The 25755-nt window shown below is 56.0% G+C and carries 18 protein-coding genes and 1 riboswitch; of the genes, 15 read left to right on the forward strand and 3 right to left on the reverse strand.

Translation table 11 applies throughout. The features are described 5' to 3' along the window. Positions 1-565: 565 nt before the first annotated feature. The 8 genes from FE782_RS09170 to FE782_RS09205 all read left to right on the forward strand — a co-directional run bounded on the left by FE782_RS09170 (position 566) and on the right by FE782_RS09205 (position 16026). Positions 566-2800 (forward strand): helix-turn-helix transcriptional regulator, encoded by a 2235-nt coding sequence (locus tag FE782_RS09170; RefSeq protein ID WP_138193773.1) that lies wholly within the window; start codon positions 566-568, stop codon positions 2798-2800. A 265-nt stretch (positions 2801-3065) separates the two neighbouring features. Next, positions 3066-4013 (forward strand): ABC transporter permease, encoded by a 948-nt coding sequence (locus FE782_RS09175; RefSeq protein WP_138193774.1) that lies wholly within the window; start codon positions 3066-3068, stop codon positions 4011-4013. A gap of 13 nt (positions 4014-4026) precedes the next feature. Further along, the gene (locus FE782_RS09180) at positions 4027-4902 is read left to right on the forward strand and encodes a carbohydrate ABC transporter permease (RefSeq protein WP_138193775.1); all 876 of its coding nucleotides are present in this window, start codon (positions 4027-4029) and stop codon (positions 4900-4902) included. 114 nt (positions 4903-5016) lie between these two features. After that, positions 5017-6651 (forward strand): extracellular solute-binding protein, encoded by a 1635-nt coding sequence (locus FE782_RS09185; protein ID WP_138193776.1) that lies wholly within the window; start codon positions 5017-5019, stop codon positions 6649-6651. 83 nt (positions 6652-6734) lie between these two features. Further along, complete coding sequence (locus FE782_RS09190; protein WP_138193777.1) at positions 6735-11684, forward strand: right-handed parallel beta-helix repeat-containing protein; 4950 nt, start codon at positions 6735-6737, stop codon at positions 11682-11684. A 229-nt stretch (positions 11685-11913) separates the two neighbouring features. Beyond that, a complete protein-coding gene (locus FE782_RS09195; protein WP_138193778.1) occupies positions 11914-14160 on the forward strand; it encodes a heparinase II/III domain-containing protein in 2247 nt (748 codons plus the stop codon). Between the two features lie 39 nt (positions 14161-14199). Beyond that, positions 14200-15336: a glycoside hydrolase family 88 protein gene (locus FE782_RS09200; RefSeq protein WP_138193779.1), complete on the forward strand. Its 1137-nt coding sequence runs from the start codon at positions 14200-14202 to the stop codon at positions 15334-15336. Between the two features lie 444 nt (positions 15337-15780). After that, positions 15781-16026 (forward strand): alpha/beta hydrolase, encoded by a 246-nt coding sequence (locus FE782_RS09205; protein ID WP_138193780.1) that lies wholly within the window; start codon positions 15781-15783, stop codon positions 16024-16026. A 255-nt stretch (positions 16027-16281) separates the two neighbouring features. On the opposite strand, the gene FE782_RS09210 is transcribed toward FE782_RS09205, so the two are convergent. Continuing rightward, positions 16282-16953 carry a GDSL-type esterase/lipase family protein gene (locus FE782_RS09210; protein WP_138193781.1) on the reverse strand — a complete coding sequence of 224 codons (672 nt, stop codon included), beginning with the start codon at positions 16951-16953 and terminating at the stop codon, positions 16282-16284. Positions 16954-17552: 599 nt separating this feature from the next. Continuing rightward, positions 17553-17646, forward strand: a riboswitch (cyclic di-GMP riboswitch). Between the two features lie 138 nt (positions 17647-17784). Between FE782_RS09210 and FE782_RS32765 the strand changes: the two genes are divergently transcribed. Genes FE782_RS32765 through FE782_RS09220 form a run of 3 tightly spaced genes read left to right on the forward strand, consistent with a single transcriptional unit; the run spans position 17785 to position 19685 of the window. After that, on the forward strand, positions 17785-18285 hold the full coding sequence (locus FE782_RS32765) for a hypothetical protein (protein ID WP_238392398.1): 501 nt from the start codon (positions 17785-17787) through the stop codon (positions 18283-18285). Next, positions 18189-18419 carry an SDR family oxidoreductase gene (locus FE782_RS33270; protein ID WP_369127156.1) on the forward strand — a complete coding sequence of 77 codons (231 nt, stop codon included), beginning with the start codon at positions 18189-18191 and terminating at the stop codon, positions 18417-18419. Before FE782_RS32765 ends, FE782_RS33270 begins: the two co-directional genes overlap by 97 nt. 24 nt (positions 18420-18443) lie before the next feature. Then, positions 18444-19685, forward strand: coding sequence for an NAD(P)/FAD-dependent oxidoreductase (locus FE782_RS09220; RefSeq protein ID WP_138193782.1), 1242 nt, complete (start codon positions 18444-18446; stop codon positions 19683-19685). Between the two features lie 934 nt (positions 19686-20619). On the opposite strand, the gene FE782_RS09225 is transcribed toward FE782_RS09220, so the two are convergent. Further along, positions 20620-21693 carry a DUF4432 family protein gene (locus tag FE782_RS09225; protein ID WP_138193783.1) on the reverse strand — a complete coding sequence of 358 codons (1074 nt, stop codon included), beginning with the start codon at positions 21691-21693 and terminating at the stop codon, positions 20620-20622. 39 nt (positions 21694-21732) lie between these two features. Between FE782_RS09225 and FE782_RS33275 the strand changes: the two genes are divergently transcribed. Beyond that, positions 21733-22308: an aldo/keto reductase gene (locus FE782_RS33275; RefSeq protein ID WP_369127157.1), complete on the forward strand. Its 576-nt coding sequence runs from the start codon at positions 21733-21735 to the stop codon at positions 22306-22308. Here the strand turns inward: FE782_RS33275 and FE782_RS09230 are convergent. Then, entirely contained in the window at positions 22230-22556 is a 327-nt protein-coding gene (locus tag FE782_RS09230; RefSeq protein WP_238392399.1) for a helix-turn-helix domain-containing protein, read from the reverse strand. The two genes, FE782_RS33275 and FE782_RS09230, sit on opposite strands and share 79 nt — an antisense overlap. A 234-nt stretch (positions 22557-22790) precedes the next feature. On the opposite strand from FE782_RS09230, the gene FE782_RS09235 reads away from it, so the two are divergent. The 3 genes from FE782_RS09235 (at position 22791) to FE782_RS09245 (ending at position 25695) form a co-directional block, all read left to right on the forward strand. After that, positions 22791-23903: a fatty acid desaturase family protein gene (locus FE782_RS09235; RefSeq protein ID WP_138193785.1), complete on the forward strand. Its 1113-nt coding sequence runs from the start codon at positions 22791-22793 to the stop codon at positions 23901-23903. A 22-nt stretch (positions 23904-23925) separates the two neighbouring features. Beyond that, the gene (locus FE782_RS09240; RefSeq protein ID WP_138193786.1) at positions 23926-24246 is read left to right on the forward strand and encodes a MocE family 2Fe-2S type ferredoxin; all 321 of its coding nucleotides are present in this window, start codon (positions 23926-23928) and stop codon (positions 24244-24246) included. A 213-nt stretch (positions 24247-24459) separates the two neighbouring features. Continuing rightward, on the forward strand, positions 24460-25695 hold the full coding sequence (locus tag FE782_RS09245) for a Gfo/Idh/MocA family protein (protein WP_138193787.1): 1236 nt from the start codon (positions 24460-24462) through the stop codon (positions 25693-25695). Positions 25696-25755 lie beyond the last annotated feature (60 nt).

The raw sequence follows: 25755 nt of genomic DNA on the forward strand, positions 1-25755 counted from the left end.
TGTTCCGTATTTTTCTTATAACCAAATTGCAAAATATAGATGGTTTGTTGCACCAGATGATAAAATCTCGAATTCACTGAAAGAGAAACTGTATACTTTTTTGGAAGAGAACCATTACAAATTTCAGTTAAAATCCAACACCCGTTTCTTTACTACGACTGATTAGAGTTACATAAGTACCCATAATCGTTATTATGGGAACAAATGCTCCATGACAATATGCTGTCAGGAGCATTTGTTATTTTATATTCAGGAAATATAAACGGAGGTGTCATATGGAATACCTTGTTCTGGGAATTTCAATTATTGGTTTAATTACATCTATCCTTGCATTAGTTAAAGCGCGGGAGGCTTATTTAGAGGCAAAGAAGACACATGATGTGGTACAGGCCAAAAAGAATAGGTAAAAGCCTGGAATCCAGCGATTTGGTTTTTCCCCAGTAGGCTAAGCACGGGAAAGGGTTTCCGATAACCGCTTCTGAACGCTCGTCGGTACTTCATTGCGAACCGTTGCCGACAACCCGGTTTACGGATAGAATGAAAGCCGAAGGGAGCGATCGCGCGTATGGAGAAGAATTGGTATAATCGACTGCTGCTATCATATATTCCCATTTTCATCATCGTTTCCTTGGTGCTTATCATTATATTCCTTCTCGGCGCGGCGGAGATGACGAGGAAGGAGACGGTCCGGGCGAACGAGGTGTTCTCGGGCCAAGCGACCCAATCGTTGGAGTATTCGCTTCGCGCCATCAACGAGATGATGAATCGGGAAATTATATCCAACGGGTTTACTCCGTTCTTTACGAAATCGGGCAATCCGTATATCGCGGCGAACGAGGTATCCCGCAAGCTGAACGAAATCAAGCTGTCCAATCCGCTGATCGATTCGCTCTACCTGTACCGTCATCAGGACGGGGTCGTCCTGGGGCACCAGTCGATGCAGACGGCGGACCAGTTCGCGGATCGGGCGTTCCTGACGCAGATGCTCGAGCAGCCCGGCAGGACGGGTTGGTCCGACCCAAGAACGCTGGGGACGGAAGGGAAGGTCGTCGTCAGCTTGACGCGCACGGTACCGCTCTTGACCGGCGAGCACGGGCTGATGGTCGTGAACGTATCGCAGCGCGCGTTACGGGATTTCCTTCGAGGCATGATCGGCAACGAATTCAGCTTCATCCACCTCTACGACAGCAGTGGGACGCTATGGTTCGGCACGGAAAGCGAGGACCTCGAGGCGGTGTCCGCGAGCGTCGGCCGCGAGATCTCCGATGTCGAGTCCGGCTACACGGGCTGGAGCATCCGGAGCGGGATGCTCGGCGGGTCGCCGTTCCGGGCGTTCGCGGAGCTGTCCGATGTGTGGATCGTAGCGATCATGGCGACGCTCGCGGTCGGGCTGGCATGGCTGATCCTCGTGTCCCGGCGTCACTATCGCCCGGTCGTCAGCCTGGTGAAGCGGATTCGAGATCTATCGAGCCCGGAGACCGCCCCGGAGGAGACGCCGCCGGCCAAAGACGAGTTTACGCTCATCGAGTCCGCGCTCAGCAAGATCGTGCAGCAGTCGGCGGAATACCGGAAGCAGCAAGAGGCGGATATCGTGTACAAGCGCCGTCATTTCTTCCACGAGCTGATGGAGGGCGGCCGAACGATCGACATGGAGGAATGGCGGAAGGAGCTGCGGCGGTTCGGCATGGATCCCGCCTTCGACGAAGCGGCCGTCGGACTGCTGGAGATCGACAAATACGCCGCCTTCGAGCGGTCGTACTCCGGCAACGGCAAGGAGCTGCTTCGGTACGCGCTCACGAACGTGATCGTCGAGATCGCCGCGATGCGATCCGTGCAGGCGTGGCCGGAGTGGATATCCAGTCAGCAGCTGGGCTTGCTCTTCCGATCGAAGCGAGACGGCTCGGAGCAAGACTTCGAGGACTGGCTGCGAGAGCTGTGCGAGCATATGGTTCGATGGACGGCGGACAACCTGAAATTTTCGGTAACGCTCTCGATCGGAAGCCGGACGACATCGTTATCGGAGCTGCACCTCAGTTACGACGACGCCTTGGAAGCCATGAAATACAAATCCGTGTTGGGGAACGGGCGGGTCATCGGCCAGCAGGATATTCGTTCGAGGTCGGAGGGCGAAGTGTATAAGGGGCTTCAGATGGTTCGGGGCATCGCGCAGTCGTACCGAATGGGGGAGGAGCTCTGGGCGGAGCAGCTGAAGCAGATGTTCGACGACTTCCGCAGCCGCATCATCTCGAAGGACGACCTGATCAATGTCATGAACTACTTGATCTACCACCTGTTCCGGGAGATGATGGAGCTTCCGGGCGAGATCCAAGACATCTGGAAGGATGAAGTCGTTCCCGCGTTGAACGAGGCGTTGGAGCGGTTCGAAACGGTGGACGAGCTGTACGAAGACGTGCGCCGGCTGTTAGAGGAGAACGCTCAGAAGCTAAAGCTGCTGCGGGAGGGCAAGAGCAACCACCATGTCATTCAAGAGGTCCGAAAGTTTATCGAGGAGCAGGCGAGCAACCCGAATTTGTCGCTTTCGCTGATCGGTGAACGGTTCCAGATGAGCAACAGCTATGTCAGTCGATTGTTTAAGGACGAATTCGGGGAAAATTTCGTCGATTACGTCGCGAAGGTTCGCATCGAGCATGCGAAGCGATTGCTCCGGGACACCGGAGAATCGATTCACCATATCGCGACGACGATCGGATATACGAACTATATGACGTTCAATCGGGTATTCAAGAAGGTGACGGCGACGACGCCGAGCGAATACCGAAGTCGCCACCAAGCGACGTGAACGAAGCATCGGGCGGGGCCCGCGGACGTACAGTCCGCGGGCTTTTTTTCTGCGCGTTCCGCAAGAAATGCGGGGCGTTCAAAAACTGTTAGGCGGCCGTCGAGGCGGGCGGAGGGGCCGTTTTCGCAAAATGTGTTAGGGGGTTCAAAACTGAGAATTGTCGCCTCCGCGGCGCATCGAGTACAGTGGGGGCAGTCGAACGGAACGCGGCTCGGCGAGCGGACCGGGCGGCTTACAATCAACCAGAGGTGGACGTATGCAAAATATGGGGAAAGCTTCCGCGGACGGGGGCGCCGTACTTCGGAACGGGTCGCTGCTTCGCAGAAGAAGATGGAATCAGAATAAGCCGCTCCTCGTGATGTTCCTGCCGGTAGCCGCATTCTTCCTACTGTTCAAGTACGCGCCGATGCTGGGCCTTGCGATCGCGTTCAAGGACTACAACTTCGCGGACGGCATCTGGGGAAGTCCCTGGGTCGGCTTCGCGAATTACGAGTATCTGTTCAACAATCCGAAGACGCTCAACATTATACGCAATACCTTGGTGCTCAGCGCGCTGACGGTGTTCGTCGGCTTCCCGTTCCCGGTCGTGCTGGCGATTCTCCTGAACGAGGTGCGGAGGGCGTGGTTCAAGAAGTGGGTGCAGACGTTGGTGTTTCTGCCTCACTTCCTGAATTGGGTCATCGTCGGCGGACTGGTGCTGATGGTGTTCGCCTTGGAGAGCGGCTTCGTCAACAATGCGTTGCATGCGTTGACCGGCCAGAAGTTCCCGTTCTTGTTCCACGAGACGTCATGGATCGCGATCTTCGTCGGCTCCGGCATCTGGAAGGGGGCCGGATGGGCGGCGATCATCTACCTGGCGGCGCTGACTTCGATCGACCCGAGTCTCTACGAAGCGGCGAATATGGACGGCGCGAACAAGTGGAAGCAGCTCTGGAACATTACGATTCCGGGCATTCAGCCGACGATCGTGTTGATGTTTATTCTGAACATCGGCAACGTTATGGATGTGGGCTTCGATCAGGTATACGTACTGCAAAATCCGGTCGTCGTCAACGTCGGCGAGGTGATCAGTACGTGGAACTTCAAGGTCGGCCTCGGCGCGGGGCAATTCAGCAACGCGACGGCCATGGGGCTGTTCGAATCGCTGATCGGACTCGTCCTGGTGCTGACCGTGAACCAAATCGCACGGAAATTCGGTAGAGGCTTATGGTAAGGGGGAATTGGGCATGAAGCAGTCTTGGGGCGAAAAGGCGTTTTACGGCGTTAATTATTTTATCTTGTCCTTGGCGGCGCTCAGCTGTCTGCTCCCGTTGATCCATCTCGTCGCGCTGAGTCTCAGCAGCGGCGAAGCGATCACGCTCGGGAAGGTCGGGCTCTGGCCCGTCGATCCGACATGGGAAGCATATCGCAAGCTGATTCAAGGGACGGACATCATGAACGCGCTTCGGAACAGTCTTGTGATTACGGTCGTCGGGACGGCGTTGAATATGGCGTTCACGGTGCTGGCGGCGTATCCGCTCGCGAAGAAGCATTTCTACGCGCGGAGGGGGCTGACGCTGGCGATCGTCTTTACGATGCTGTTCACGGCCGGGCTCATTCCGAATTATATGCTCGCCAAGGAGCTGGGCCTCGTCAATACGTACGGCGCGTTGTGGCTGCCCGGTCTCGTCAGCGCCTACAATATGCTGATTTTGCGGTCGTTCTTCGAGAACATCCCGGAAGAGCTCGAGGAGGCCGCGCGCATCGACGGCTGCGGGGAATGGCGGATTATCGGGCAAATCGTGCTTCCGCTGTCGTTGCCGGCGATCGCGACCGTCTCGCTGTTCTACGGCGTCAATCACTGGAATTCGTTCTTCAACGTCTTGATGTACATCAACGATTCGACAAAATTCAACTTGTCCGTGCTCGTGCAAAACATGATTCAAAGCCAATCGCTGCTCGCGGAGATGGCGATGCTCGATCCGGAAGCGTTCACGCAGCTTACACCGGAGTCGATCAAGTCGGCGGGCGTCCTCGTGATGGTCGTTCCGATGCTGCTTGTCTATCCGTTCTTGCAGAAGTATTTCGTTAAGGGTGCGCTCATCGGCTCGATCAAGGGGTAGCGCGCGAAAAGGGCAGGGAAAGGGGGGATGCCGGCGGCTCGGCTGAAACTTCGGGATGTACATGGTAAGCTAGTTGCAACATATGCACCGGACGAAAAAAAGGGAGGCAATCGCATGGAGAAGCATCGGGGAAAGAAAACGGTCGCGTTGTCGACGGCGGCGGTCATGACGCTGTCGATCTTGGCGGCCTGCGGCAGCGCGGCGAACGAGCCGACGCCGGAAGCGCCGGCGGCCGGCGGGGACGCGGCGGAAGCGAGAGGGAAAATCACGGTCTCGATCTACGACCGCGGGCAAATTCCGAAGGAAGAAGGCACGTATACGGATAACCGCTGGACGCGCTGGATCAACGAGAACGGACCGGTCGACGTCGAGTTCGTGCCGATCCCGCGGAACGAATCGCAGCAGAAGTACAGTATGCTCTTCGCGTCCGGAGAGGCGCCGGATCTCGTTCTTGAGTATGACAACGCTTTCGTTAACACCCTGTGGGCCCAGAAGCAGCTGCTGCCGCTGGACGACTTGATCGCGGAGCACAGCACGGAATATAAGAAACTGCTCGAGAAGTTTCCGGAGTTGAAGAAACTGGCGACGAAGCCGGACGGCAAGATGTACGAGGTCGCTCGCATCATGAAGCCGGAAATTCTCGGCATGATGGTCATCCGGAAGGACTGGCTGGATAAGCTCGGCCTCGAGACGCCGAAGACGGTCGAGGAGCTGTACCAGGTCGCCGACGCGTTCGCGAACGGGGATCCGGACGGGAACGGAACGAAGGATACGTTCGGCATCAACCTGAGCCAATTCGCGACGTATTACGTGGACGCGATGTTCCAGAACGAGATGTTCATTCTCGAGAACGGCGAACTGATCCGCCAGTTCGACCGGATCAAGCCGGCGTACGAATTCAAGCGCCGCCTGTTCGAGAACAACATCGTGGATAAAGACTTCCTCACCGACACGAACGGTCAGAAGGCGGAGCAGGACTTCGCGAGCGGCAAGTTGGGTATCTACTTGGCGTACGCCTCCGTCATCAGCAAAAACTACGATACGCTGAAGAACAGCGTGCCCGAAGCCGAAATCGTAGCGATTCCGTTCCCAGCGTCGGAGTTCGGCCAGTTCGGTCCGGATTTCAACCCGCCGTTCCAGTTGACGGGCTCGGTGAACGCGAACGCGAAGGATCCGGCGTCGGTCATGAAATACATCGACTTCATGGTGTCCGAACCGACGGTCCAATACTTCGCGAACGGCGAAGAAGGCGTCCACTACACCAAGTCCGCGAACGGCTGCCCGCAGCCGATCGACCGCGATAAGAACAAGAACGAGATGGGCTATACCGGCGATTATCGGATGTTCATGCCTACGTACCTGCTGCAAACTTGCGCCGTCAACGATCGCTCCCTCGAGTCGGAAAATCCGATCGATCAGGAATGGATTGCGATTGCGGAGGAAGCGAAGAAGCTCTACTTGGATCCGAATCGCCCGCATCCGGGCTTCACGCACGCGAAGTTCCGTCCGGCGCTCGACAAGGATCTCAACACGATCTTCAACGACGGCTGGAACACGATGAACGAAATTATGGCGAAGGCGGTCGTCAGCGGCAGCGCGTACACGGTCGACCAAGGCGTCGCCGACGTCATCAGCGCGTGGGACGCATCGGGCGGCAAGAAGCTCGAGGAATGGTATAAGAACTGGTACCAGGAGAACAAGGACAGCTGGTTGTTCATGGAAGACCTGTATCAGATGGAATTCGAATAAGGCATCGCGTCGGGAGCGCGGCGGGGCATATGTTCCGCCCGCGGCCCGACGGCTTTAACACATCAAATGAAAGGGGTTACATAATGAAGAAAAGGAAACGGTCATTGGCGTTGTTACTCTCGCTTTCTCTATTGGCAGGCGTGGCGGTTCCCGGCGCCGGAGCGGCGACGGCTTCGACGGGCGGCGAGGGCCCGCCCCCCGAACCGGTGACGTATCGGGCATCCGCGGGCTTCTCGGGCACGCAGGGCGGGAACGGCTGGCATTATTGGAAGCAGCGCGGCGGCGCCCTGTCCGACCTGGTGTTCGTCGAGACGCCGACCGGCAACCCGATCGTCCCGCGATGGAAGGACGCAACGACGAATACGCCGTGGATTTCGGCGACGGCGATGCACCCGGGCGCGTCCGACGACGTCGTTCGCGCCTGGACGGCGCCGGGGCGCGGGACGGTCGCCGTCGGCGGCACCGTCCGCAAGGGCGACAACCTCGGCGACGGCGTGCTCGTCTCCGTGCGGAAGAACGGCGAGCCGCTGTGGAGCGCGCATCTTACGACGACGGAGCCGACGACGCCGACGGGCGTCGAGGCGGTGGGGGTCGCCCCCGGCGACGTCATCGCCTTCGTCGTGCAGAAGAACGTCACGCTCAACAACGATCATACGAATTGGGATCCCGTCATCGCGTATACGCCTTCCGACGTACCCGGCGGACCCGGTGAAGAACCGGGCGAAGAACCGGGCAAGGAGGAGGAGCCTGTCGTCATTCCGGTCGCCGCCGCGGTGAATACGCAGGGCGGAGCGCAAGCGGACGTTAACCAGGAGTCGCTTGTCGCGGACGGGACGGAATTCCTGATCAAGCATTTCTTGAAGAACGGCGCCACCGACGCGCCGACGCATCGGGAGGCGTACCTGAAGGCGGATTTCGGTCCGCTGTCCGGCGCTGCCGTGGACATCGGGACCGTAACGCTTAACGTCTATCTCGCGACCGCGCTGGGCAAGGACGTTCCGATTACGGTGCGCGGCCTCGAGAGCGTCGATTGGGAAGAGACGGAGATTACGTATAATAACGCGCCTGCGGAAGCGGGAGTCGTCTTGGATACGGTCGTCGCGCGCGATGCCGGCTGGTACCGTTTCGACGTCACATCCTTCGTTCAAGACCGCATCGAAGCGGGGGCGACGCTCGCGTCGTTCCGCATGACGGACGACAGCGCGGCCGATACGTTGGCGCGCTTCCGCTCCGACGATGCGCTCGAGCCGGAGCTTCGCCCGTACTTCCTCGCGGAAGTCGCCGGCGGGGGCTCGTCGGGCTCGTTGCCCCGCGGCATCGTAGCGAATCTGCCGGACAGCTTCTATGCGCGTCCGGGATTGGAGTCGATGCCGCGCATCGACTACGCGTCCATGTACGTCGCCGACGTGACGAAGTTCGGCGCGGCGGGCGACGGCGAGGCGAACGACCGCGAGGCGTTCGATCGGGCGATCGCCGCGCTCGAGGAAGTCGGTGGCGGCGTCGTCTATATGCCGGCGGGACGGTACTATTTCGCGGCGACGCCGGCGCCGGACGCGACCCCGGCGGACCGCCGATTCTGGGATCGTACGGGCGAGCGGGCGCTCGAAAATATTCATTTCGTCGGGGACGGCGAAGCGACGACGATCGTGTTCCGGAATCCGGGGCTCGCTGCGCTGCCGGAAGGGCGTCTATACCATACCGCGAACGGCGTCTACAACGGCCGCCCGTACGGCTGGCGGATCGACGGGAGGAATGTGTCGTTCCGCAGCTTCGGCACGTCCTGGTCGCCTCGGATGGATATGCGTTCGATCAACGGGCCATACAATATCGGATTAAGCGGAGAAAACCTGCAGGCGATCGACCTGAATATCGACCAAGGCGCGATCGGCATCGTCTTCTGGCAGGGTACAAGGAACGTCTGGGCCATCGATAACGAGGTTCGGAACACGGGCGCGGACGGCATCCACTTCGCCAACGTCGTGAATGCGGTAGCGGCTTACAACTATACGGAAAATATTAACGACGACGCGATCGGCTTCGTCTCCGACGCGCCGGGCGCGAACGGATGGCCCGTCTCGGAAAACAACTTCGCGCTGCATAACACGATCGTTCGCACGACGTGGGGCCGAGGCGTCAGCGCCGGCGGCATCGGCCACCGCATCGAAGGGAACTCGATCGAGAGCTCGCTGCTCGCGGGCATATTCACGAACTCGCTCGGGCAAGCCGGCGAAACCGGCGTGCCGGTGGAGCGCATCACGATTCGAGATAATACGATCGTTCGCTCCGATCAGAACAATCGAGCGGACAACAACTTCAACCAGAGCCACTTGTATCGCGGCGCCGTCGCGATGAACAACCTCGCGGACGAGGTGACGATCGAGGGGAATCGCATCTACGGCAACCCGGGCAACGGGATCCTCTTCAGCGCATGGGGGTCCGCGCTGCGGGCGACCGATCTGGCGGTGCGAGGCAACGACATCGCCGATTCCGCGGGGAGCGCGATCCGAATCAACGGCAACGCAACGATTCAAGGGCTGGAAATCGTGAACAACCGCTTATTGGGGAACGCGAACAGCGTATTGTTCGGCGGGACGTTGTCCGGCGAAGCGTACGCCGGCAACCTGGTGTCGCAGCCGACGGTTCCGGCCAAGGAAGGCTTCGAGGTCACGACGGAAGCGCCGTCCTTCGTAGACGTATATGACGCGATGGAGAACGCGCCGGAAGAGACGGCTTGGGCGACGCCGCCGAGCGTCGTCGTGCCCGAGACGATCTTCGACGTGAAGGCGTTCGGGGCGAAGGGCGACGGCACCGGCAACGATCTGCAAGCGTTCTACGACGCTCTGGAGGCGATCCCAGCGTCCGGCGGCGTGCTCTATGTGCCGGCAGGCACGTACGACCTGGAGCCGATCGCGGAACGCTCGGCGTTCCCGTTCACGGCGATTCGGCATCACCTGCTTATTTCCGGTCGCGCCGATATCGAGCTCCGGGGCGACGGGGAAGGCTCCGTCTTGCGTTTCCGGTCCGAGGATCATCAGGGAATCCGGATCGTGAATTCGGACAATGTGAAAGTAACCGGACTCCGTCTGGAGCTGGCCGATCCGCCGACTCAACGTCACAATCGGGCGCTGCTCGACGTCTCAGCCAGCGCCGGGGTCGAGATCGACCGCGTTCGCTTGGTCGACTCGGGCGGTCCGGGGCTGCTCGTGGACGCGTCGACGGGCGTCGCCGTACGGGACAGCCGCGTAGACAATGCCGGCACGGCCGGCATCGAAATCGTCGGCAGCCGGCAGGTGTTCGTGGAAGGGACGACGATCGCCGGCTCCCGGGACAGCGGAATCCACGTCAATAAGCTGGGCACGATCGCGCGCGAGCCGCAATACATCCGCTTGCAGGGCAATCGCATCGAAGGCTCCCGCGATCATGCGGGCATCTCGATCGCGAGCGGCAATCATATCGACATCGCGAACAACCATATCTCGGATACGCATATGGCGGGGGTCTTGCTCTACTACACCAGCGAAGCGTTTTATCACGAGAAGGTTCGGGTCGTCGACAATACGTTGACGAATACGAACAGCGGTCCGCTCACGTATCATTACGGAGCGATCACGGCACTGCAGAGCGCCAAGGGCGATCTGGAGGTATCCGGCAATACGATTCAGGGGACGCCGTTCTCGGGCTTCGCGGTGGACCGCAGCACGTTGACGAAGCTGCAGCTGGGAAGAAACCTATACGAGGATGTAGGCGGAGAAGCGGTGCTCTTGTGCCCGCCGAACGCGCAAAATCAAGCTTGTTCGATCGCTTCGTTCGTCGATCTCGATCGGCTCGCGAACGTGAACGCGACGACGCCGAAGCTCGTCGAGCCGAACGATTGGGAGCGGTGGGCGATCGAGGTGGAGATCGAAAACATTAGCGGAAGCGCCATCGAAGGCGAGGTCGTCGTGACGGAGCCGTTCGTCTCGGCCCCGGCGGCTTTCGCGGCGGCCGCCGGCGAAACCGTGCGGGCGATCGTCGAGGTGCCGAAGGAAGCCTTGTCGGCGACGCACGCCGTACCGCTGCGCATGGAGGCGCGGCTCGCCGACGGCTCGGCGGTTCCCGCCGAGGCGGTCGCGAACTTCTTGGCCGCGGCGAAGACGGCGGCGCCGCCGGTCCTCGACGGCAGCCTCGAGGAGTGGAACGACGCGATGACGTTCCGCCTCGAGCAGGAGAGTCAGTATAAGAAGGTAAGCGGCGGCTCGACGCCGTGGGGCGGCGTCGACGACCTGAGCGCGACCGGCGCCGTCATGTGGGACGACGATCATCTCTATCTCGCCGCGACCGTACGCGACGACGTCCATCGCCAAGGGCAGACGGACGGCGCGGCTTGGATGGGCGACGGCATTCAATTCATGATCGACCCGGCGCGGCGGGACGGCCCCGGCAGCGCGGGCTACAGCGAATTGTTGTTCGCGCTCGCCGATACGGGCGAGATCGTGAAGTGGCGTTGGGCGTCGGTATCCGGACGTCCGGTCGGTGCGCTGGCGAACAGCGAGGCGGCGATCGTGCGGGCGGGCGATACGACGACGTACGAGCTTCGCATCCCGTGGTCGGAGCTGCTCCCGGCGGGCGAAGCGGCGCCGGATTCGTTGATCGGCTTCTCGTTCCTGGTCAACGACGACGACGGCCCCGGACGACATGGCTGGCTGGAATACATGAGCGGGATCGGCAGCGGGAAGAATCCCGCGTTGTTCGGGGATCTGACGCTCGCGGCAGAGCCGCCGGCGAGCCTCGAGCGCCTGCGCACGAAGTTAGATGCTTATGCAGACGCGGGCGAGCTCGATCGACCGCTGCTGGCGGCGCTCCGGAATCGGACGGATTCGGCGGAGGGGCATGTCGAGAAGGGACGCTACGATCAAGCCGTCAAGCATCTGGAAGATTTCATGAAGCACTTGGATCGACCGTCCCAGGGCGTCTCGCTCTCCCCGCGAGCAAAGGCGGACTTGAGGCGAACGGCGGAGACGCTGGTCGCGCGATGGCGGAGTCCGGGCAAGTAAAGAAGCGACGCCCCGCGCCGGCAACGGCGGGGGGCGTCGCCTTTTCCCCCGGCAAATTCGGAGCATATTCAAGATGTGCGAGTTGCTCAAGAACTGTTAGCTCGGTACGGTGGCGCCGTTGCGGCACGGAGCCGCAATCGTTGTTACCGCCTCAAAACTTGATAGTTGTCGGGACGCCCGCGCTCCGTTAGATTGGGTCTGTGAACGATGGATACCCGGAGTAAGGGAGATGAGGACTTTGTTTTACGATACATCGGCGCTGGCCGAGATCCATGGCAAGCTCGAATCGCTTCCGGCGGTTCGGGAAGGGTGGGAGCGCTTCGCCGCGCGTATGCGGACTATCGACGAGGAAGCGATCGCGACGTACGAACGCACATTGGAGACGCTGCGCGAACGAGCGCGGGAGCTCGGCGGGAACAAGCGCTTTACGCTAGGAAATTTCGTGAGAGAGCTCTCGAGAGAGGCGCATCGCCTTGCTTTTTATTTTCGAATGACGTCGGAGCCTCGAGCGGCGGACGGCGCGCGGCGCTTGCTTCTCTCGATCTGCGGGGAGGACGCTTGGCTCTACCAAGTCGGCGGTGGTCGGAATTCGGATTTATGGACGGCGGATATCGGCGTGAACGCTTCGCTTGCCTTCGACGCGATCCGTTCCGTCCTGTCCGGGGAAGAGCGGGAGTCGATCTCCGGGTGTTTGCGGGAGAAAGCGTTCTTGCCGCTCTACGACGACTGGCTGCATCCGATCAAGCGCATTCACGCGCTGGATACGATGGGACATAACTGGTGGAGCGTGTGCGCGGCGGGAGCTGGCGTCGTCCTGCTGGCGCTCGAAGAGGACAGGCCCGAGAACGACGCCTACTTGCACGCCGTCGTCGAAGGGCTGAAGGAATGGTTCGCCTACCCGGGTAACGTGCTTCAAAACAAGAAGGGCAATTTCGGCGCCGGCGGCGATTACATCGAGACGATGAGCTATCTCGATTATGCGCTCAGCAACGTCGTCGTCTTCGAGTCGTTCTACCGTCGGCGGACCGGGGACGACGGACTGCTGCGGAGTCAGCCGGCGCTCGAGGGCGTGCCCGACGCGTATATCGCAACCGTGTATCGTGCGGAAGACGGAATGAAGACGCTGGGCTTCGGGGACGTCGGCGATCGAGAAGGATGTACGTTCGTCTGGCTGCGACTGGGCGAGCTGCTGCGGCGCGGCGAGATGATCGCGTTCTTCCATGCCTTCAAGACCGCCCCGGAAGGTCCGCTCGAGCTGCTGTATTACCCGTCGGCCTTGCCGCCGCAGCCGTTCCCCGCAGGGGACCGGACGGCGGTGCTGGAGCACTCCGGGTATGCGGTGCTTCGGTCGGAACGGGAGGGCCGCGAGACGGTGTTCGCGATCAAGACGGGGGAGAGCTGGAATCATAACCATCTCGACGTCGGCACGTTCCAGCTGATCAGCGGCGGGAAAGAGTTTATCGTCGACTCCGGGTACTGCGTCTACTCAAAGCCGTTATACAACGGCTACTACCGGCAGTCCCGGGCGCATAACGTCGTCCTGCTGGACGGCGAAGGGCAGCCGCCGGAGATGATCGAATTCGGAACGAAGTTCGAAGGAAGCATTCCCGTCGCGCTGGAGGCGCCGGGGTATCGGTACGTGTTGGCGGATTGCACCGGTCCTTATATGCATCTATACCATCGATTCTATCGACACGTGATTTACGCCGACCGATTCTTCGTCATGGTGGACGATCTGCACGCGAATCGGGACGGGGCGTTCGAGTGGCTGCTGCATTACGACGGAACGACGTCGCGCGACGGCGATACGTTCCGCATCTCGAACGGCGGGGAGACGCTCGAGCTCCGGCAGCTGTATCCCGAACGAAAAACCTATGCGACGGAACAGGGATACCTCGGCTCCTTCCATCGGAGCAGCGGCAAAGAGGACGAATTCCCCGAAGCGGAGTATTTGTCCGTTCGCGCGAGCGCCGCGGATCGGCGAATCAAGTTTATCAATCTATTCGTGCTTCCGGGGGAGGACGGCGCGCGCTTCGACGTCGAGAAGTTCGGCGACGAGCGGGTGCACGCCTTCCGCGTCCGCGAGCCGGAGGGGGGCGCGACTTCCTTCTATTGCAATACGCTGGCGGACGGTCGCGTCATGCACGAGAATTCGCACATCGCCTTCGAACGAATCGAGACGGACGCGTTCCTCGCAACGATCGCCGTCGACGAGGCGGGCCGCTTGCAACGCGTCAGTCTGCATAACGGAAGCTATGCGAAGGTGGACGGGGTATGTCTATTCAGCTCGCTGCTGAAGTGCGACGCGACGCTGGACTATCGGGACGGGCTCGAGGTGCGGACGTTCGCGACCGCGGCCGCATGGTGTTACGTCCGATACGACGGCGAAGCGACGGCGGACGACGTGCGGTACGACCCGAACGTCGGAATGTATAAGAAGCGGGTCGAGGCGGGCGGCCATCGGTTCCGGCTGTAAAGGAATTTGCGAATAGCGGAGAGGGAGGCGCGCGGCGCAATGGATGAGTTGGTCATGAATGCGCTTCGGGATGCCGTCGCGAAGACGAAACGGAATGCGCTCCGGCACGGCGAACGGTTTCCGTATATTACGGAGGAAAAGCGGTACGACTGGCGCGACGCCAACAACGAATGGATCGAGGGCTTCTATGCCGGCTTGGCGTGGCTCGGCCACGAGTTCGAAGGGGACGCGGCGCTCGGCGACGCGGCTCGGCGCTTGACCGCGCGGCTCGTCGTCCGCATGGAAGCGCGTCAGGCGATGGGGCACCACGATATCGGGTTCCTGTATTCGCTGTCGACGAAGGCGGAATGGATTGTCGACGGCGCGGAAGCGGCGCGCGACCGTACCGTACAGGCCGCGGACGTGCTGATGGAGCGTTGGCGTCCGGCAGGGCGGTATTTGCAGGCTTGGGGCGAGGAGGGGCATGCGGAGCACGGCGGCCGCATCATTATCGATTGCCTGATGAATTTGCCGTTGCTCTTCTGGGCCTCGGAGACGACGGGGAAGCCGGCGTATCGGGAGGCGGCCGAAGTGCAGGCGGCTCGCTCGCTGAAGTATCTGATGCGCGGCGACGGCTCCTCGTATCACACATTCCGCTTCGAGCCGGCTACGGGCGAACCGGTCCGCGGCGAGACGCATCAGGGCTATCGCGACGGATCGACGTGGGCGCGCGGGCAAGCCTGGGCGGTCTACGGCTTCGCGCTCGTCTATCGCTACACGGGCGAGCGGCGGTACTTGGATGCGGCTCTGCGGGCGGCGGCGTATTTCCTCTCGCGGCTGCCGGAGGACGGGGTCGCGCATTGGGACTTCGACGCCCCGAAGGACGGACTGGACAACCGCGACAGCTCCGCCTCGGCGATTGCGCTCTGCGGGATTCTCGAAATCGGGCTTCTGCTCGAGGAAGGCGCTCCGGAGCGGGACGCGCTTCTCCAATCGAGCGGGCGAATGCTGCGCTCGCTGATCGAATCGTATTCGACGGTGGACGACCCCGATGCCGAGGGGCTACTGCGGCACGGCGCCTATAACGTCTTGGCCGGCAAAGGTCCCGACGATTACATGATCTGGGGCGACTATTATTATGTCGAGGCATTGCTGCGCGTCGCGAAGGGTGTCAACGGATACTGGTACGAGCGGTAAGCGGAAAGCGCAGAACGACGAACCGCGAACGACCCATGGTTGCTGCTTGAGGCTGTCCCGAAGTAGTTACATCTACTTCGGGACGGCCTCTATCTTTTACGGCATGCGCACGCGCAACAACGACGACTTCCGGTACTCTATAGATTTGGAGGAAAGGTGGAAGATTGATGAAATGGGTTAAGTTTCCGGTAAGCCGGGTCCGACGTCTTTATCACCCGGAACGAAACCGGCAGATTAATTGCCCCAAATAAGTTTGTTAGTCGACTAGGTAAATCTCAATGGATGCTTTCCCCTTTATATTGGATCCATTTCGAATTTCTATGTCGAAGGTATCTAGGATGGAGTTAATTACGAACAACATTAAATTGACCGAACTGATCATAAGGGATCCGCTTGCGGCAGGCACAAAGGTTCCATTTACGATTGCTTAGAACTATTATGAATATGAAACCATTGATTCAACCTGAACGCTTCGACATTTGCCCAGTATTACTTGTCCATCCTGAAGTAGATCCAATGACGCCTTTTGCATTAAGTGAACCTTTTTATAACAGATTAAAAAGAAAGAAAGACTGCGTAATCCTAGAAGGTGCTGGCCATTTTCCGATAGAACAACCGGGTTTGGACCAGATGAAAACCGCTGTTCTTTCTTTTATAAGCGAGATTGAAAATGAAACTACCAAATTATAATGGAAGAGCTAAATACTTGTACGATTGGTGGGATTGTTACGGTAACGGAGACGATAGTTCCACAAGACACAACGGCAGCTGGCACACTAACGGCTACCGTTGTTCATTGAAGTAACTGGGCAGTTTAACGGAACAAAACCTTCTAGATGCGCGACAAGAACTTGTCCCTATTGTAGACATAGCGCAATAGAGGACAGCTGCGATCACACACAGTCTGTCCCGTTTCAAGTTCAAGTATATTCATGGTTACCGCACTTATAGATAGGGCAGCAAGTTGTTCATGATGACGGCATATCCGTTCGCGTACATGTGAATTCCGTCGCTGCTGAAATCCGCGTTCAAATTTCCTTCCTCGTCCGTCAGTCCTTCGTTTACGTCAATGAAGGTATAGTTTTGCTTAGCCGCAAGCCGCTCGATCGCCCGGTTCGCTTCACGGATCGCCTCGTTAGTTCTGCGCTGGAACACCTCTTCCATGGAAGCTTTGGGCACGAAGGGAAACTCCGCCTTGGCGTTCACGGGGTAATACGCCATGACGTACACACGGCAGCCCGGTAGCCGCCGGGCAACTTGGGTCAGAATCTCATCGTAATTCGCCAGCAGATGCTCCAGTCGATAGTCGGGTGCGCTGATATCGTTGGTTCCGATGTTGATGAAAAGCTTGGAGGGCTCCAGCTCGAAGATACATGCCTCCATAGACGCGAGTAAATCTGCCGTCACATATCCGGCAATGCCGCGATTATAGATGCAATATCGGGTCTCCAGCTTCATCTGCATCTCGTTGATTGGGAAAAACTCCATCAGTGATGAACCGGCAAGCACCGTTTGACCCTTCAAAGCGAGCTGGTTGAGGATGTTGAATTTCCGTACCTTTTCCTTCTTCTCATCATGCACTTCCGGCAGAGCCGGATCCCCCTCTATATTCGTCATCCGTCATGCCCCCTTCTCGTAGCTTTCTTCCATTTTACCTGTTTCGTTCAATAAACAACATGATGTGGCTGCCGGCGCACTGATCGGCAGCCTCGCTACGTTAACTGGGCAGAATAGTTTAATGGTAAAGTATTGAAAGAGAAATCTGTATTTACGTTGTAGAACACGATATTCCAACAACCTAGCAGATTGGAGTAAATATGGTGAAGATATATGGCGATTAACGAGTAACCATAAAAAAGTTCAGTCAATCATTTAAGAACAACGATCCGAGATTTTCCCAAAGTATTTCAATAAAAATTTTAAAGGACACCCTATAACAGATAATTACCTTACAACTGGAACCCATCATTATTATGATAGCGGTATGGTTGAAGTAACTGGGCAGTATAGTTACAAATAAAGGGAATAAATCCTTCCGCGGCAAGAGGGATCGTTTGTACCGAACGAAGGGAAGTTACGGAGGACGGAACCTTACTGTTGGAAGGAGAAGGGGGGGGGGGCTATTCAACATTGAAAATAATTACACGGACCTACTTCTATTTCGACAAAAAAATTGATAGTGTGATGGTAAACGATAACAACCTAATACTCACATCGTACGACAATGGCAAACTTACTGAAAAGTGAGGACGCAAAGCTAATAGGGGCTAAGGTGGATACCTTCATCCATGACGCTCGCCAGCTGCCGAATACGACGGGAACCCACCGTCTATTCATTGATTTCGAACGGTTTTTTTGCGTTTTCAAAAAGGTGTATTCGGTTCGTGACAGCCGACTTTAACGAAGGAGGTGAGGAGCTAGCTTCATCGCGATCGCCGATATGACCTAATGACCGCCGCTTCCGCAATGAATGTATTAGAAGCGATGGCCAACCGTTTCGATCGAAAGGTAGTGCATGCCCCTGATCCGAACGGGTTGCCGGGGGGATATCCGGTCCTGATCGCAGAGAGCAGCGTTAACGTTATTCTGCCGGACAATCTAACCCTTCAAGAAGCCATACACATGAATGAAGAGGGGCAGAGGTTAGAGGAGTACAGCGTTCATGCCAATGCGGGTATTATCGACAAGCCAAATTTATTAGCGAAATTAGCTTTGCAGATTGGAATAAAATCAGTAACATTAATCTTACTGGCATGTTCCTACGGCAAAGTATGCGATTCAGCAAATGGTAAAGCAAAGCGGCGGCCCGATCGAAAGATAACATACGTATTAATGTCGTTTGGACAGGCAATATGCAAACTCCGTTGCTGGAGAGACAGCTCAGCGAGGATCCGAATACTGAAGCCGCTCTGCAAGCGATGGGGCAAATTTCTTCTCCTGAAGAAGTAGCGAATTTGGCGGCGTTTCTCGCAAGCGACGAAGCTTCGGCAATGAAAGGTTCTGCAGTGATTTATCGATCAGGGCGAAACGCTCGGCTATGGCAAAGGGTTAAGGGGGATCTAATCAGATCTAAACCCCCATAGTCGAGAATCGAATGGGGGAGCATCATGGCAAAGTTGGCAATTATCGGCGGTGGAATTATTGGCCTTGCTTGCGCATATTATTGGCGCAAACAAAATCAAGAAGTAGTCCTTATCGATAAAGGCAATCCGGGCGAAGGTCCTTCCAGATGCAATATGGGGTGGGTTTCCCCGACATTATCGGGACCGTTGCCCGGGCCTGGAATGATAGGAACGTCCATGAAGTGGCTGTTCAAGAAAGACAGCCCCTTATACGTTAAACCGAGTGCAGTCCCTTTCTTGGCGCCCTGGTTAATTCAGTTTATGCGTTACTGTAACGAACAAAAGTATCAATTGGCTTGCGATGCCGGTTTCCATATAAGCAAGGATACGTTTCAGTTGTTTGACGAGCTTGTGGACGACGGCGTCGAATTCGAAATGCACCGGAAAGGACTCCTCGTCCTGGGCTCGAACGAATCGGATTTGCAGCATAAGTACGAGGACTTGAAACAAGTCGAACGTATCGGCTTGCCGCGTCCGGAGCTGGTTACCGGGGCCGAATTGTTAAAGATGGAGCCTCATATGAAGGCGAACTTGGCCGGAGCGTTATTCCTGCCTAAAGAGCGGCATGTTCGTCCCGAGAGTATGGTGAACGGACTGATCGATTGGCTGCAGGTCAATGGAGTCGAAATGAAAACCAACGACGCGGTAACGGATATCGTCCATAACCATGCTCGAGTGGAGAGGGTAAGATGCAATACCGGTTGGGTAGAAGCCGATATGTTTTTATTAGCGGCGGGCGCGTGGTCTTCCCAACTTATGAAAAAGTTAAATTATTCTCTTCCGATCACTGCGGGGAAAGGGTACAGCATCACGTATCAGTCGCCTAATATGGAATTCAATCATCCGATTTACTTTGCAAAGGACAAAACGGCTTTGACTCCATTCGACGGCGCTCTGCGTATAGGCGGTACGATGGAATTATCCGGCATTAACGATGAGTTGATGTCGGACCGCGTGAACGGCATCAAAAGCTCAGTCGCAAAATTTCTGTCTAAAGAGATTCATGGATCGGGGGAAGTGATCTTGTCCGGGATGAGACCGATGACGCCGGACAGCTTGCCTGTTCTAGGGGGACTTCCGAACTTCAAAAATGTATTCGTAGCCGCAGGACATGGCGGGAACGGGTTATTGATGTCGCTTTCGACGGGTCGTATTCTATCGGATTTAATTAGCGGCAGGGATCCGGGTCTCGATGTTACGCCATTCTCTCCGCAGCGGTTTAAATAATATCGGACAGGGATAAGGTGCCGCTTAACTGTATGCTAATAAATAGACTATATTCGTATACTTCGAAAATTTCTTTATCTATACGCGTTCTTGTCATGAGTTTATGCTAATGTTATGATTTTTCTAGATTCTATATCCCTTTACGCAAATTTAAGCCCTAGCGGCAGTATAACCACGGTCTGTTCGACCGGAGTATGCTGCTGTTATTTTTGTGTTCAGGCAAAATCTTAGACGGAGGGGTTACTCTAGGAGGTAGTTCATTCAACGGGTCTGTAGCAAAGTACCCAATGTAAAAATATAGTCGAGGATACACTAGCATGGTAATCCTAAAAGTACAGATTAACGTATCATAGGAGGGCTCTCGTTGAGAGTTATCCCCTTGGCGGAAATTGGGGAAGAGTACGATTCGATTCTGACTTTGGACTCGAGATGACTATCGTTCCTGAACCAGCAGGGATGATATTGTTTATTATCAGAACTACGAACCGCCAGTTATTGGTACGACTCACTTTCTAATTAGTTTACATAATATATATTCTGTTTGGCAGTTTGGCCAGTTATCGTATCGTTGACATAATTATCGTACCGGCACTGGGAATTATGGGACGCGACCCTGGGAGTTATCGGTCGGTACGATAATTATTATTTCCAACATATTATTTAGTCAAAACCTTGGGGTCGCCGTTGATCTACGGCAATAGGGACCCCCCTTGAGATAAGCCCGAAGAGTCCCATGTACACACCAAACGGTTACTGGCCGGCCCCGTATGGGCACCGTTTACTCTGCTCATCGTCGATTTACTACGCAGTGAGGGAGGGACCGACTCGCCGCGGAAATGCATTATCGGGGTACGCGATACCTACCATGTCATCCAGCGTCTTTCTTATTTTAGCCCACGAATATTTGCAATCTTGAAAGCCCCATGCTGATTCTTCAGTCGGGTGCATCGGATTCGAAGTAATCTAGTTCCTCTGGCGTTGTTAAGACGGTAAACCGAAGGGTATATTCCTTCGTTTCACCCGGAGCGATCTCCTCAAGCCAGCCGAGCTCCCGGTCCTTCGACCGGCCTTCAACGCCACCGTTCATCGGCTCGAACGCCGTTACGTATTCGCCATGCCCGAAGTGCAGCCAATTACCGAGCCTTGGCAGCGCCGCTTTCGGATATTCCAGTTTTACGCCGAGACCCAGCTTGCGGTTCACGATCCCGACCTGTGCCAGCCCGTCCTCATTTTCCTTCACATCGATATATAGGAAATCCTGGGACGCGCCATCATGAATCTCCAACGGTGCCGGAATGCGACGCATGTCCTCCGCGTGGTGATTCCGTACATTGTCGGACAATCCGGATACGGTGGTTGCGCGATAGATGAGCTTCGCCCCTTCGTCCACGAGTGGATAACCGAAGGTGAAGTGATACAGCATCGCGTGAGGTGTAACCACGTTATGATGATTCGTAAATATGTCCTTCAGCTCGATCGTCGGCGAACCGAGCGAAGTCCGAATTAAGCGCCTCAGGCTTACATTCGGGCCGAACAAGGCGGTTTCACGCACTTCGCCTTCAATTTCCAACTCATACCGCCCAGCCTTCCATTCGCCCCCACAAACGCGGTTGACGGTCGCCCGAAGGTTGGAAAAGCGTCCATGCAGGCTTAACTCCTCGCCGGCGTCGACGTTCGGCCGGCCGGTGTACGTGACGCCGCAAGTGACCAGCAGCCCGCCATAGAAGGACCTCAAAAACTCCGATCCCCGGCTATAACTTTCGGATGGAGCAGTGATCCCGCCGAAGGAGCGGAAATGCAATGGTATTCCTTTGAAAAAGGTATCCGCAATGTCGAGCCCGCGATTTTTAAGCACAGAAAAGGTAAGCCCCGAGCCGTTATAGAACTCAGCAACCTTCACCCCTTCACTCGGACCGTTTTCCAACGTGTATTCTTTGATACCGCAGAGCTGTCTCATATCAATGATTTTATCGCGCAAACCGTGCTCATTGAAAAGATTAGATGACATGCCTTCACCATCCCGAACGTTTGCCTCGATTCTAGCGAAATCGCACGTCGGCAACAACCCCCCTCTTTTGGCAACCAAATTGCGTATAGTGTCTACATAAATCCTATTCGAAAACGCTACAATGGAAATCTATTCTGTTTATTGGAGGGAACGTGGTGCAATATACCTCATTTCGCTCGGCGTATACTGGATGAAGGTGGATTGACCGGATTTACTAACGCCGGAGGAACATTCGAGGACGACGATTACCGCAAGTCGTCTTCGAAGCCGTGCCCGCGAGATGCTCATCGAAGTGTAGATCGGCTGCGAAGGTTCATCCCGGAGTATACGGATAGCCTAGTAGAGCTTGCGATCAAGTACCATCCTGGCATCACAACGGCGCTCGTCTCGATGCATGGTCCTTCTTACGCGGACCAAAATATTTCCGCGTTGGACAAAGCGCCGCTGCAGCCCGACATTTTCTACGAGATCTTTAAATACCATCGATTGATCCGCACTTTTTACGACAGAAATTTTTTCTCGTACCTCCGGACCCGCTACCAGGGCAAGGAGTTATCCTGCTCTTTGTGGGTAGACACAGTAAACAACGATGCACAAAACCGGCTCAAGCTGTAGCCGGTTTTCTTTTTGAACATTTTCCCGAATGTATGCACATCTGCGTATCCTACGCGCTCCGCGATCTCGCCGACCGTCAAACCGCCCTGCAGGGCAAGCTCCTTCGCCTTCTCCACCCGGACATGGATTAAATACTGGATTGGCGTCATCCCGAACGTACGCTTGAACTGTTCGATCATGTAATTGCGGCTGAGGCCCGAAAGCTTCTCTAGGTCGCCGATCTGGACGTTGCTCCGGTACTGCTCCACGAAAAAAGTAAACGTCCTGCAACGGCTCGATCGCCTCATTGGGATTCATAAAAACAACGGTTTTTCACCCAAAACGTATCCTCCTTGATTGAAGTCCTCCAAGCATAAGCAGAAACCCCGACTTTGGCAACCAGAATGATGATTCGTGCTAAATACTTTCCGAGGGAAACGCTTTTATAATAACTCTAACAAGGACGTAATAATCTAAGATGATGAGGGGAGGAGCTAATAAAAATGGGGGCGCAGTCTGGAAAACGGGACTACAGTTTGACGGGTCTGGAAGGGAAGAGAGCCGAAGAAAGAGGACTTGTCTCGGCGCAATGGTATACGACGTCAATTCCGAGACAACGGATGAAGGAATTGATGAAGCGCAAGGACGGCCCAGCTATTCGGGACACGCTCATTTGGTTTGGGTTGTTGATCGGATTCGGCGCACTTGCCGTGTGGTCATGGGGAACCTGGTGGTCGGTGCCGATATTTGCGATATACGGCATATTATATGCGACACCGGGAGACTCCCGTTGGCACGAATGCGGCCATGGGACGGCTTTTAAGACAGCGTGGATGAACGAAGCCGTCTATCAGATCGCATCGTTCATGGTATTTCGCTCGGCGACACCTTGGCGCTGGAGCCACTCCAGACATCACAGCGACACATATATCGTAGGCCGCGATCCAGAAATATTAACTGAGCGGCCGCCGATTTGGAAAATCATTGCGATGCAATTGTTCCATCTTTACGGCGGACCGGTAGAGCTTAAGCGATTTCTTCTTCATTCCTTCGGGCGCATAGAACAGCATGAGTCGCAGTATATTCCGGTGTCCGAGTATCGAAAGACATTTTGGGAAGCGCGGGTGTACATGCTAATTCTCGTGGGAACCGTTGCGGCTTCCTTTTACGTCGGTAGCCTGCTTCCGATGATGCTCGTCGTCCTGCCTACGTTTTACGGCAATGCATTGGTGTTATTGTTTGGCATGACGCAGCACCTCGGCTTGTTCGATGACGTGCTCGATCACCGCCTGAATTCGCGCACGATGTACTTGAATCCTGTATTACGGTTTCTGTATTGGAACATGAATTATCACATTGAACACCATATGTTCCCTATGGTTCCATACCATGCTCTGCCGGCGTTGCACCAAGAGATGAAAGGCGATACGCCGGTGCCCTCGCCTGGGCTGTTCGCAGCGTTGAGAGAAGTCATCGACGCGCTCCTCAAGCAGCGGAATGATCCGTCGTATACGATCGTTCGGCCGCTTCCTGACACGGCGCGTCCTTATATGGCCGGACTCCCCGAAAACCCTTACGTTCGAAGCAAAATAAATAAATATATGAAGGCCGGATAAATCTTTGAAGGAGGGGACGGGAGTGACCGAAAAGAACACTTGGGTGCTGGCCTGTGGCGCAGACGAGATCGACGCGGAAGACGTCGTGCGGTTCGATTACGGCGATCGAACGTTCTCGGTGTACCGCACTGTGGATAACGAATACTACGCAACGGACGGATATTGCACTCATGAAAGAGTTCACCTTGCTGACGGGCTTGTAATGGGACACCTCATCGAATGCCCGAAGCATAACGGTCGATTCGACTATACAACGGGACGGGCAAAGCGAAAGCCTGTTTGCGTAGATTTACAGACATACCAAGTGAAAGTGGAGGGCGGCAATGTCTATATCGCCTTATGAAAGAGGAGGAAGGCGTGGGACGCGTATGCTGGGCTACAAGCAAGCACGGTGATCCTTCTCCTCCGAAGTGGGATTATTAGGTCATGGTTGTGTGGAAAAAATATACGCGTTTCATTCGACGGAGAACTACCTATAGAAGAAGCGATAAAGAATCTTGTAAGTGACGGTAACGCATCACAGGCTTCTAAACTAAGTTACTAAGGGAGGATTCCTATGGGCTTCAAACTGGGTGTCGTCGGCGCTGGGCAATTTTCGAGATGCTTTATTCCGCTCTTCCAAGCGCATCCGTATATCGACGAGGTCGCATTGGCGGAAATGAAATCGGATCGCCGCGAGAAATATGCTAAGGTGTTCAATATAGAACGTGTATATGATTCATTCGATGCATTGCTTGAGAGCGATGTCGATGCGGTGGCCCTGTTTACGCAGCGCCATCTGCACGGCCCACAGACAATCAAGGCGCTGCAAGCGGGAAAACACGTATATTCAGCCGTGCCTGCTGCGCAGTCTCTTGAAGAAATCGAAGGTATTTTGGAAGAAGTCAATCGAAGCGGCCTCATCTATATGACAGGTGAAACCAGCTATTATTATCCCAGCACAGTGCTCTGCCGAGACAGGTTTAAGTCGGGGGTATTCGGGGATTTCGTTTATGGGGAAGCGCAGTATATTCACGATATGCTCCACGGTTTCTACGACGCGTTCAAATATTCCGGCGGCGCGGAATGGAAGAAGGTTGCGGGAATTCCTCCGATGTTATATCCGACCCACTCGGTAAGCATGATTCTTTCCGTTACCGGAGCGAAAGCAACGAAGGTGTCCGCCTTCGGCTTTGTAGATAAGCATGAAGACGGTATTTTTCGCGAAGGCGCAAATCTCTGGAATAATAAATTCAGCAACGAAAGCGCGTTGATGCGTACCTCCGACGGCGGCATGATGCGTATTAATGAGTTCCGCCGAGCAGGCTGGGGCGGTCCTAACAGCGTGTACATGAGCATGTTTGGTACAAGCGGCAGCTTCGAGGAGCACGCCGGGGGTTCGGCATGGTCCAGCTTGCAATGGGGAGCTGTCGAGGATATAACGAATGAACTTCACTGTAAGGACAGATACGTCCGTCTAGACGAAGGCGACATTCACGAGACGCTAAAGCATGATTTTAATGCGTCATTGGCAAAGGTTCACCATAGCTTCCGCCTACCGCAGTCATTCAAGGGTTTGCCGAACGGACACTTCGGATCCCATCAATTCCTGGCCGATGACTTTTGTAAGGCGGTTCAGACCGGTAAGCTTCCGCCGAATCACGCGTGGCGAGCGGCGGACTATCTCGTTCCCGGGCTGATCGCTCATGAATCGTCAAAGCGCGACGGCGAGCTGTTAGAGATTCCGGATTTCGGCGAACCGCCGGCACATTGGGAGCTTCTTGATCCAGACAGCTTCGTAGCTTATAAGTAACGCTGCGACAAACCCGCTTGCCGCGAACGGCGGCGGGTTTGTCGATTGTTGCGTCTTTAT

This window comes from Paenibacillus antri, assembly GCF_005765165.1.
Lineage (GTDB): Bacteria > Bacillota > Bacilli > Paenibacillales > YIM-B00363 > Paenibacillus_AE > Paenibacillus_AE antri.

What these genes read in the sequence shown, in the direction of transcription:
- FE782_RS09170 (WP_138193773.1), top strand. Translation starts at nt 566, where the DNA reads ATGGAGAAGAATTGGTATAATCGACTGCTGCTATCATATATTCCCATT.
- FE782_RS09175 (WP_138193774.1), top strand. Translation starts at nt 3,066, where the DNA reads ATGGGGAAAGCTTCCGCGGACGGGGGCGCCGTACTTCGGAACGGGTCG.
- FE782_RS09180 (WP_138193775.1), top strand. Translation starts at nt 4,027, where the DNA reads ATGAAGCAGTCTTGGGGCGAAAAGGCGTTTTACGGCGTTAATTATTTT.
- FE782_RS09185 (WP_138193776.1), top strand. Translation starts at nt 5,017, where the DNA reads ATGGAGAAGCATCGGGGAAAGAAAACGGTCGCGTTGTCGACGGCGGCG.
- FE782_RS09190 (WP_138193777.1), top strand. Translation starts at nt 6,735, where the DNA reads ATGAAGAAAAGGAAACGGTCATTGGCGTTGTTACTCTCGCTTTCTCTA.
- FE782_RS09195 (WP_138193778.1), top strand. Translation starts at nt 11,914, where the DNA reads ATGAGGACTTTGTTTTACGATACATCGGCGCTGGCCGAGATCCATGGC.
- FE782_RS09200 (WP_138193779.1), top strand. Translation starts at nt 14,200, where the DNA reads ATGGATGAGTTGGTCATGAATGCGCTTCGGGATGCCGTCGCGAAGACG.
- FE782_RS09205 (WP_138193780.1), top strand. Translation starts at nt 15,781, where the DNA reads ATGAAACCATTGATTCAACCTGAACGCTTCGACATTTGCCCAGTATTA.
- FE782_RS09210 (WP_138193781.1), bottom strand. Translation starts at nt 16,953, where the DNA reads ATGACGAATATAGAGGGGGATCCGGCTCTGCCGGAAGTGCATGATGAG.
- FE782_RS32765 (WP_238392398.1), top strand. Translation starts at nt 17,785, where the DNA reads ATGACCGCCGCTTCCGCAATGAATGTATTAGAAGCGATGGCCAACCGT.
- FE782_RS33270 (WP_369127156.1), top strand. Translation starts at nt 18,189, where the DNA reads ATGCAAACTCCGTTGCTGGAGAGACAGCTCAGCGAGGATCCGAATACT.
- FE782_RS09220 (WP_138193782.1), top strand. Translation starts at nt 18,444, where the DNA reads ATGGCAAAGTTGGCAATTATCGGCGGTGGAATTATTGGCCTTGCTTGC.
- FE782_RS09225 (WP_138193783.1), bottom strand. Translation starts at nt 21,693, where the DNA reads ATGTCATCTAATCTTTTCAATGAGCACGGTTTGCGCGATAAAATCATT.
- FE782_RS09235 (WP_138193785.1), top strand. Translation starts at nt 22,791, where the DNA reads ATGGGGGCGCAGTCTGGAAAACGGGACTACAGTTTGACGGGTCTGGAA.
- FE782_RS09245 (WP_138193787.1), top strand. Translation starts at nt 24,460, where the DNA reads ATGGGCTTCAAACTGGGTGTCGTCGGCGCTGGGCAATTTTCGAGATGC.